The organism is Bacteroidota bacterium (genome assembly GCA_034723125.1).
In the GTDB taxonomy this organism is placed as follows: domain Bacteria; phylum Bacteroidota; class Bacteroidia; order CAILMK01; family JAAYUY01; genus JAYEOP01.
Genome location: JAYEOP010000362.1, coordinates 1 through 10,520, shown reverse-complemented (window position 1 = coordinate 10,520; position 10,520 = coordinate 1). Strand labels below are relative to the sequence as shown.

Genomic DNA, 10,520 nt, shown 5'->3' with positions numbered 1-10,520 from the left:
TCATTAAAATAATTATAAACCAAAATTAAAAAATTATGAAAAAAGCAATAATTTCCTCATTGATTTTAGTGTTTTGTATTTCAATTGCTCACACACAGCAAGTAAGCACATACGCAGGAACCGCTCAAACATTAGGTTATACAAGTGGATTGAACAAATCTTCTTCAAAATTTAACAAACCTTATGGACTTGCTTACGATAGCCAAGGTAATTTATGGATAAGTGAATCGGGAGGACATGTGATAAAAATGCTTTATTCAAATGGGCTAATTTATGCAAGGGCAGGTGCTTACAACCAAGCAGGATTTTATAATGCAAGTGGAATTACATCAAAATTCAATGCTCCCTCAGGAATAGCAATAGGACCCAATGATGAAATTTATGTTGCTGACAAAAATAATCATGTTATCCGAAAAATATCTGCTTTTACAAGTATTGGTAATGCCCAAGCAGTTACTGTGTTTGCAGGAAAACATACAGCAACAGGTCTAAATTACACATCATATCCGGGCTATGCAAATGGCTCGGCATCAGTAGCACAATTTCAAGGACCTACTGATGTTGCAGTTGATGGAAATGGAAACCTTTATGTTGCCGACCAAGGAAATCATGTAATACGAAAAATCACTCCATCAGGAGCTGTTACAACATTTGCAGGACAAGCAGGACAATCAGGAAATGTTAATGGAAATGCAACTACAGTTGCAAAATTTAATTACCCGACAGGAATAATTTATCATAACGGAAACCTTTTTGTTGCCGACCTTTTTAATTCGGCAATTAGAAAAATAGACCTATCAACTAATATTGTGAGTACTGTTGTAAGTGGTCTTTGGACACCTTCCGATTTAGTTATTCTTAACAATGATTATTTTATTTCCGACCAACATAGAATAAGGAAATATGATGGGAATACATTAAGTACATACGTTGGTAGCACACAATTAAGTACTTCGGGCTATCAAGATGGAAACGGAACAACTGCACGTTTTTATAATATCAAATCTATTGTTTTAAATCCTACAGACAGCAACCTTTACATAGCCGATCAAGATAATCATGTTATACGAAAAGCAATTGTTTGCCAAAGTTTTACTCCCAATATTACAGTAAGCGGAAGTACATCAATTTGTGCAGGAGACAGTGTTAAATTAAGCGGACCATCAGGCTATTCTCAATATTTGTGGTCAACATCAGATACAACACAAAGTATTTATGTAAAAACAACAATTTCCGTTACATTAACAGTAAAAGACCAAGACTCTTGCATTGGAACATCAAGTGCAATAAATATTACTGTAAATCAAATTCCAACTTCAACTTTCAATTACAATTCAAACTCTTGCACAGCTTCTAATGATACAATTACTTACACAGGAAATGCAGATAACACAGCAACATATACATGGGATTTTGATGGTGCTACAATAATTTCAGGTTCAGGACAAGGACCATATATTTTAAATTGGGCAATTACAGGAACAAAAAATGTTTCATTAACAGTAAGTAAAAACTCATGCACATCCACACAAACAAATGCAAGTATAAATGTATTTTCAACACCAAATTCAATATTTAGCATCAATAACTTAATAATTTGCAGTAATACAAAAGACACAATAAATTATACAGGTACAGCATCATCATCCGCTACTTATAATTGGGATTTTGATGGAGCAAGCATTATTTCAGGAAGTGGACAAGGACCAATTGTTTTAAGATGGGCAAACGGAGGAGTAAAAAATGTTAGCCTTGTAGTTGTAGAAAACGGATGCTCATCAACTCAAACAACTCATAATGTTACAGTAAATACAACACCAACATCTTCCTTTACTGCATCCGCAGGAATATGCACAACTGCAAATGATACAATAACTTACACAGGCAATGCTTCTTCAAGTGCAACTTATAAGTGGGATTTTGACGGAGCAACAATTATTTCAGGCTCAGGTCAAGGAGCATATATTTTAAATTGGTCAACTCAAGGAAAGAAAAATCTTACATTAACAGTTACTGAAAATAATTGTACATCATCACAAACATCAAAACAAATAAATGTAACAACAACTCCCGATGCAAGTTTCACTGTAATTACTCCGATTTGCACTTATGATCCTGACACAATTACCTACACAGGTTCATCCTCTTCTTCAGCAACATATAATTGGAATTTTGGCGGAGCAACAGTTGTATCAGGTTCAGGACAAGGACCATATATTGTTTATTGGACATCAGGAGGTTCAAAAAATATTACGCTTACTGTTTCGGAAAACGGATGTTCTTCTACTCAAAACTCAAAAAATGTTCAGGTAAATCAAGGACCTACATCTACTTTTCTTACAAGAACAAAAGTTTGCCAAGGAGAACACGACACAATAAATTACACAGGTACAGGCTCATCCTCAGCAATATACAATTGGATTTTTTCAGGAGCTACAATAATTTCAGGTAGTGGTCAAGGACCATACATCCTTTACTGGGGAACAGGAGGGAACAAAAATCTAAGTCTAACTGTTAGTGAAAACGGCTGTACCTCTACTCAAACTGATGTTATTGTAAATGTTATACCAATTCCTGTGGCAACTTTTACTGCCGATACTTCCATTTGTGTAAACAAAGACAACATAATAACTTTTACAGGTTATGCCTCAACAACTGCAAATTATCAATGGGACTTTTCATCAGGGTTCATTGTTTCAGGTTCAGGAGAAGGACCTTACACAATTCGCTGGGGCGGTAGCGGAACAAAAAATGTTTCATTAATTATTGACGACAAAGGTTGCATTTCTGCGAAAAAAGAAATGGATGTAAATGTTTATGAAAATCCTCCTAAGCCATTAATCTTTCAAAATGGAGATACACTTTATTCAAGCCTAATGACAGGTAATCAATGGTACAACTCTACAGGAATTATCGTATCTGCTACAGGAGATTCATATCATCCTACTACAAAAGGAGATTATTATGTAATTGTTAATAACATTCACGGTTGTTCTGCCACATCGGATTCTTATTATTTTGAACCGGATGCTATTTTTGAAAGTTCTATTAACAACAATTATCTAATATTTCCAAACCCCGCTAACGAAGAATTAAACATTGTTTTTAAAAACAATTTTTATAAAAATTCATTAGCTTATTTATATAATAGTGAGGGGAAATTAATTTTATCAAAAAGATTAGTTAAACAAAGTAATCAGATTGATATTCAAAATATTAAGAAAGGTATTTATATTTTAAAAATAACAAACAATTCAAATATTGTGATAATGAAAATAGTCAAAAATTAAATGACTACAAATTAATAGTTTTGGATAATTGTTTTCAAAATTGTAATTTGCACTATTAATTTTACTTAATAAAAGATATTTAAGATATGAAAAAGATAGCAATAATTTTATCAGGATGCGGAGTTTTTGATGGTTCGGAAATTCATGAATCTGTATTAACAATGCTTGCAATTAATAGAGCAGGTGCTGAATATACAATTTTTGCACCCGACATTGAACAGTATCATGTTATAAATCATATTACTGGAGAAGAAATGCCGGAATCAAGAAATGTATTGATAGAATCGGCAAGGATTGCAAGAGGAAATATTCATAAATTAACTGAATACAAACCATCAAAGTTTGATGCTCTAATTTTTCCCGGTGGTTTTGGAGTAGCAAAAAATCTATGTACATTCGCATTTGATGGTGCTGATTGTTCCGTTGACCCGAGAATTTCCAAAGCAATATTAAGTACTGTTGAAATGAATAAACCAATAGGTGCACTTTGTATTTCACCTGCCCTGATTACAAAAGTAATAGGAGAAGATTTGGAAGTTACTATCGGGAAAGATAAAGAAACTGCAGAAGGTATTGAAAAAATGGACGGAGTTCATAAATTAACTGACCATGGTCAAGTAATTGTGGATGAAAAACATAAAGTTGTTACAACACCATGCTACATGCTTGACGCAACAATTGGTCAAATCGCTGATGGTGCAGAAAATATTGTAAAGATTATTATGCAAATGATTTGATAGTCATTTTTTTGACTGTATCAAGAGATGTTATTTATAATATCTCCCTTATGTAAATTTATTTTATAGAATCTCCCTTAAGCAAAATAAAAATAATGGAAGTATCTAACAAGAAAATAGGCTTTGGAACTTTACCTGTTTATCTAACTACTGTTACAACGATTTTAGGTGCCGTACTATTTTTGCGTTTTGGATATGCAGCAGCACATGTTGGTTTCTGGGGGCTAATAGGTCTAATTGTAATTGGTCATATTGTAACAGTACCAACTGCTATGGCTATTGCCGAAATAGCTACAAACCAGCGTGTAGAAGGAGGTGGGGCTTATTACATCATTTCACGTTCATTTGGACTCAACATTGGTGGTGCTGTAGGTGTTGCATTATTTTTATCACAAGCTATAAGTGTTTCATTTTATGTAATTGCATTTGCAGAAGCTTTTAATCCTGTGTTTGATTTTGTTAATCAAAAATTTGGCACCAACTTTCACGATGTCAGAATAATAAGTATTCCTGTAATGATATTATTATCTTTTTTGATAATATCACGCGGAGCAAATATGGGAATGAAAGCCTTATATGTTGTAGCAGTAATACTTTTTATCTCATTATTTTTGTTTTTCATTGGTAGCCCAATTGATCCCGATTATGTACCAAATTTAAGAGAAACAGTTTCCAAACCTGACGATTTCTTTTATGTTTTTATAATTATTTTTCCTGCATTCACAGGACTCATTGCTGGACTCGGACTGTCAGGAGATTTAAAAAACCCAAAAAAATCTATTCCCTTAGGAGTTATCTCGGCTACTTTTACAGGAATAGTTGTTTATATTTTTGCAGCATATAAATTAACTGCATGTGCAAGTCCTGAACAATTAGCCAATGATCAACTTATTATGAGCAAAATTGCTGTTTGGGGACCAATTATTCCTATTGGACTTGCAGCAGCAGCAATTTCATCAGCACTTGGTTCAATTATGGTTGCACCACGAACACTACAGGCAATAGGTGCTGATAATATTTTTAAATTACCACAAATAAATAAATGGATAGCTCGTGGAAAAATAGGTACAAATGAACCACGTAATGCATCATTATTTACAATCATAATTGCTTTCTTTTTTGTTTCAATTGGTAGCATCAACTTTATTGCAGAGATAATTTCAATGTTTTTTATAATCACTTACGGAGCTATTTGTGCTATCTCATTTTTAGAACATTTTGCGGCAGACCCCGCATACAGACCATCATTTAAATCAAAATGGCAATTTTCTCTAATTGGAGCTATTTTAAGTTTTTGGTTAATGTTCAAAATGAACTTACCTTATGCAATACTTTCACTTGTTTCCATAATAAGTATTTACAGCTTAATTTCTTACTATCATCAAGATAGATCAGGCGTTGCTAATATTTTTCAAGGATTTATTTTTCAAACAACAAGGAAACTAAGAATTTTTCTTCAGAAATCGGATAACAAAGGGGTTTCCAGTAGTTGGAGACCTTCTGTAGTTTGTATTACAAGCGATTCTTTTAAGCGATTTAGTGCCTTTGAATTATTAAAATGGTTTTCTTACAAATATGGTTTTGGAGTTCATATTCATTACATAAAAGGCTATCTTTCAAAACAATCAAATAAAGAATCTAAAACTGTTCGTGAAAAACTGATAAAACTTGCGGAAGCAAGTAAAAGCAACGTATATATTGACACTTTAATTAGCCCATCCATTACTTCTGCAATTGCACAAGTGATTCAGTTACCAAGTGTTTCAGGCAAAGAAAACAATATGATTATGTTTGAATTTGATAAAAAAGAACCTGAAAACATTGAATATATAATTGATAATTTTCAACTTATTAAATCAATAGATTTTGATGTTTGTATCCTTGGTAGCTCATCAAAAGAATTTGGTTATAAAAGTGAAATTCATATTTGGATTACGGCAAAAGATTACAATAACGCCAATCTTATGATACTTTTAGGATATATAATTTTAGGACATAAAGACTGGAAAGATGCTGAAATAAAAATATTTGCGGTTTATCCTATTGAGGGAATTGAAAATGCCAGAGACAAAATGTTTGAATTAATAAAATCGGGACACTTACCAATTTCACATTCTAATATTAATATTATTTCACAAAAAGAAAATGAAAGCATTCAAAGTATAATTTGTAAAAACTCAGAAGGTTCTGATCTTACTATTGTTGGTTTCAAAGAAGAACAAATTAAGAAATTGGGAAAAGAAATTTTTATCGGTTATGATAATATTGGAAATATTCTATTTGTAAACACAACAAATAAAATGAAAATTGCTAAAGATTAATAATTAGTAATAGATGTTTTTCACATCTTGCATCCTGCATCCAATTTATTTGTTCTCGCAAAGACGCAAAGACGCAAAGAACGAAAAAAAAATTATTAAAAAACAATAACATAAATTCTGCATCCTGAATCTTGCATCTAATTATTGTTTTGTGTTTTTTTTCTTTGTGCTGGGTTTAGACAAATCGTGATTTGTCTCTACATTCTTTCATTATGCACCTGAATCCTGCATCCTGCATCCTGCACCCTGCACCCTGCACCCTGCATCTTGCATCTTGCATCTTGCATCCTGAATCCTGAATCTTGCATCCTGAATCCTGCATCCTGAATCCTGCATCCTGAATCTTGCATCTTGAATCTTGCATCCTGAATCTAATTATTGTTTTGTGTTTTTTTTCTTTGTGCTGGGTTTAGACAAATCGTGATTTGTCTCTACATTCTTTCATTATGAATCTTTATCCTACATCCTGCGACACGAAGTTAGCCCGTCTGGGCATCCTGCATCCTGCATCCTGCATCCTGCATCTTGCATCTTGCATCCTGCATCTTGCATCCTGAATTTTGCATCCTGCATCTTGCATCCTGAATCTCTCTAATATTTTTTCATCCGTTAATTCACGAATAGCATCATTTGCAATCCATTTTGCACTTTTATAATCCATTTTCTGAATTTTTTTTGAAAGTTCTAAGGTGGCTTTATTCATTGATAAGTTTCGTTTCCCTATTTGCCTTATAGCCCAATTGACAGCTTTTTTTACAAAATTTCTGTTATCATCAGCTTTTGATATAATCAATTGAAAAAACTGTTCAAATTTTTTATCATCAGCATTTTTATCACTATGGGCAAGACGAGCAATGAGAACAAATCCTGCTCTTTTTACAAATTCTTCATCCCTTCTGCACCATTCATAAGGTTTTTTATAGGCAAGGTCTTTTCGCTTTTCAAACAAATTCATTATTACCTGATCGCATATATCCCATGAGTCAAAATCAACAACCCAATTTTCCATTTGTTCCTCTGTCAATAATTTTGGATCATCAACCATAGAGGCAAGTATCCTTGCTTCATGGATTTCTGTTTTCCACAATTCCAAAGCTATTTTATGTTGTTTCTTATATCTTTTTGCAATACTTCTTAATATCGGAATTCTTACTCCTAAAGTTTTGTCAGGATTTATTCCAAAACTTGCCATCCCTTTCACTGCATCAGAGTCTTGATAAGTTATTAATTCTGCAATTATCTTTTCAGTATCAGTCATTTTTTTATATCATTTTTATAATCAAACTTGCTTGCACAAACAGGAGTTCTTGCCATTGCAAGTATCAGATTTACGCCCCCCGTTCTTAAAAAAAGTGCTTTTAAAAGCTATATTTGTGCATGTAATTATAAAACCTCCATTAATTTGCAATTATTTTTGCAACAAATACTTTGTCAGAAGTAATTCTCAAAAAATACATTCCTTTTGAAATTTCATTTCTGTTTATTTTTAGCAAATTATCTTTTGGGCTTTTAAAAGTTTGAATGATTTTTCCACTAATGTCAATTAATTCAATTTGAGATACTTCCATAGTTTCTTCAAAATAAACATAAAAGAAATTGTTAAAAGGGTTCGGATAAATCAGAATATTATTATTTTGAATATTTTCTTTAATGCCTACAACACTTGATTGAATAACTTTTATAATAAAATCATCAACGCTATTTCCACTTACTGTTACAGTTGCATTTCTCACACCGGGTCCACTAAATGCTTGAGCTGTAAGCGAAATTCTTGCATTTGAAATATCATCATTAATGCTTAGCCATGTTTTATCAGAAACAGAAGACCAGCTTGCTAAAGTAGTAAAAACGTCAAGTAAAATAATTCCTCCTGTTGAATCAAAATTTATAGTATCATTTGATACTGATAAATAATCTTTTTTATCAGGATTGTAATCTTTTAGATTAGATAATGAATGACTAAAAGGTCCTGAGGTTGTTTGTCCACGGAAAACAGAAGGGGAACATGTGTCGGGAGCAATAACAGAAACTTGATAAAAAACTAATCCTGTTGGCGGAGTTAAATCGGAGTAACTGTTTAAATTACTTGGAATTGAATCTAACAGTACCATATTGGAAGGTGAAGTTCCTCTGTATATTTTATACGAACTAAAATTGAATCCTTCATAATGACTCCAAATAAGATTGTTTTCACCTGAAGTTCCACTGTTTGCTAAAAGGTGTATAGTTTTATGATGTGGACTTGGTGGTGATTCAGTGTTGCAAGTATCAATCAGTGTGATTTTATACCTACTTGACCATTGTCTTGGTTTTGAATTTGTGTCAACAAAAACACTTAATGAGTCATAAGGACGATAACCTATGAGTTGATAAATATTTGCTTGATAAGTTTCTTTATAAATATTGTAGCCAATAATAATATTTGATGATGGTCTTTCCCATGCTACTACATTTTTCTTTGTGGCACTATCAACTGTTACAATACATATTTCGGGGGCGTTTAAAAGGGATGCATTAACAGTAAATGGCTGAGATGTTATTTTACAGTTATGTACACCGGTTACAGTGATTGTATAATCTCCGGAATTATGAGTATAAATAAATTTTCCAGAATCACCAGTTGACCAATAGTAATCTTTATAATAGGTTGTTACAAAAAGTTTCATGCTATCATTGGTGCATGGGCGTATGTTTCCTTCGCCATAAATAATTGGTTCAAGCATTGGATAATGATTTAGGTAAAATGGGAGGGAAGTAACAGAACAATTGGGATCGGAAACTATAACTTGGTATCTTCCACTTTTCTTGGCATAAACAAAAGAAGTATCTTCTTGTGTAAGAACAGTTCCTTCGTGTGTCCAAATGTAATTTAAATTATTACCTGTTGTGGTTGCTGTAATTAAAAAACTATCATTTTTACAAATTAATGGGGAGCCTGAGTATGTAATATTAACAGTAATAGGGCATGGATTAGCAGAACCTCCCTGACACATGATGTAATCTTCGCGAGTAAATGTATCCTGACAACCGGTGTTTATGTGCTGTGCTATTAATGAAACAGAATATAAACCGTTGAACTTATAATTGTAAAAAGGATCTGATTGATTTGAGGTATTTTGATCGCCCAATAACCATGTGAAATTAAAATTGCTAGGATTAAGTGTTAAGTTTGTAAATGCTACTAAGTTAAATTGTTGTTGAGCTACACTCCATGTTGGATTTCTTGGCGAAGCAGTAAAATTAGGATTATAATTAGTTTGGTAAATAGTAATTTCTATACTTTTTGATTTATTAGAACATCCTGAAATATTGTTGGTTATTTCAACTGAATAATTCCCTGATTGAATAGCAACATAAAAGGGTTGATTAGCACCATTTATTGCTATGTTATTTTTATACCATTGATAACTAATATTTGTGCCTGTATTTGCGTACATTGTTACACTATCGCCTTGGCAAACAGATGTGTCTCCAGCAGCATAAATGCTGACAACAGGTTGTTCGTTAAAAAACACATAATGCTTGATAGAATCTATACAACCTTTACCTGTTGTGCCTATAAGTGTAATTTCAAATGTATCCTGATAAAACGAATATGAATGACTTGGATGAAAAGTTGTTGAAGTTGTTCCATCTCCAAACTTCCATACATAGGAAACAGCTCCTGATGAATTGTTAACAATATTTATTTTATTTCCCGATAAACATTGAATAGTGTCATCAATGCTGAATTTTAGATTTGGTAAGGGATATTCAATAACTGCAACTGTATCATAAGTTGTAAGTCCAAAAATATCTGTTGCTGATGCTACATAATTTTTTATTCCTGTAGGTGCTATTGTAACTGATTTATTTGTTCCTAATCCACAACACCATGTAAAATTTAAATCAGGAGCGGTTGCTGTTAAAGTAACACTATCTCCTTTGCAATAATAAATATCTGCTCCTGCATCAACCTTTTTATGTGTATATTTCCAAACCCCATTTCCAAAAGTGCCAAGAAAGATATCATCTTCAACAAATTGCATTTTTAATGTTATCATTCCCAAATAATATGGAGTAGTTGCTTCTTTGTACCAATTGATTCCATCCATGCTAACATAAATACCAACAGTTGTGGATATATACCAATAACCTTTATTGAATTTTAGTTCAAAAGCACTCATATTGGC

6 protein-coding genes are annotated in these 10,520 nt (G+C 32.6%); 3 read left to right on the top strand and 3 right to left on the bottom strand.

Annotation, left to right across the window (positions count from 1 at the left end; translation table 11 throughout):
- Positions 1-35 precede the first annotated feature (35 nt).
- From U9R42_09755 to U9R42_09745, 3 genes are all read left to right on the top strand, one after another.
- Positions 36-3,290, top strand: a complete 3,255-nt coding sequence (locus U9R42_09755) for a T9SS type A sorting domain-containing protein (protein ID MEA3496306.1) — start codon at positions 36-38, stop codon at positions 3,288-3,290.
- Between the two features lie 86 nt (positions 3,291-3,376).
- Positions 3,377-4,027, top strand: coding sequence for an isoprenoid biosynthesis glyoxalase ElbB (gene elbB, locus U9R42_09750; protein MEA3496305.1), 651 nt, complete (start codon positions 3,377-3,379; stop codon positions 4,025-4,027).
- A gap of 95 nt (positions 4,028-4,122) precedes the next feature.
- Complete coding sequence (locus tag U9R42_09745; GenBank protein MEA3496304.1) at positions 4,123-6,348, top strand: amino acid permease; 2,226 nt, start codon at positions 4,123-4,125, stop codon at positions 6,346-6,348.
- A gap of 175 nt (positions 6,349-6,523) precedes the next feature.
- Here the strand turns inward: U9R42_09745 and U9R42_09740 are convergent, their stop codons facing one another.
- The 3 genes from U9R42_09740 to U9R42_09730 all read right to left on the bottom strand — a co-directional run.
- On the bottom strand, positions 6,524-6,712 hold the full coding sequence (locus U9R42_09740; protein ID MEA3496303.1) for a hypothetical protein: 189 nt from the start codon (positions 6,710-6,712) through the stop codon (positions 6,524-6,526).
- A 90-nt stretch (positions 6,713-6,802) separates the two neighbouring features.
- Positions 6,803-7,606 (bottom strand): DNA alkylation repair protein, encoded by an 804-nt coding sequence (locus U9R42_09735; protein MEA3496302.1) that lies wholly within the window; start codon positions 7,604-7,606, stop codon positions 6,803-6,805.
- A 139-nt stretch (positions 7,607-7,745) separates the two neighbouring features.
- On the bottom strand, positions 7,746-10,520 hold a 2,775-nt coding region (locus U9R42_09730; GenBank protein ID MEA3496301.1), incomplete at its 5' end, for a T9SS type A sorting domain-containing protein.

Coding starts and splice junctions, on each gene's coding strand:
- U9R42_09755 (MEA3496306.1), top strand. CDS start 36: ATGAAAAAAGCAATAATTTCCTCATTGATTTTAGTGTTTTGTATTTCA.
- elbB (MEA3496305.1), top strand. CDS start 3,377: ATGAAAAAGATAGCAATAATTTTATCAGGATGCGGAGTTTTTGATGGT.
- U9R42_09735 (MEA3496302.1), bottom strand. CDS start 7,606: ATGACTGATACTGAAAAGATAATTGCAGAATTAATAACTTATCAAGAC.
- U9R42_09745 (MEA3496304.1), top strand. CDS start 4,123: ATGGAAGTATCTAACAAGAAAATAGGCTTTGGAACTTTACCTGTTTAT.
- U9R42_09740 (MEA3496303.1), bottom strand. CDS start 6,712: ATGCAAGATTCAAGATGCAAGATTCAGGATGCAGGATTCAGGATGCAG.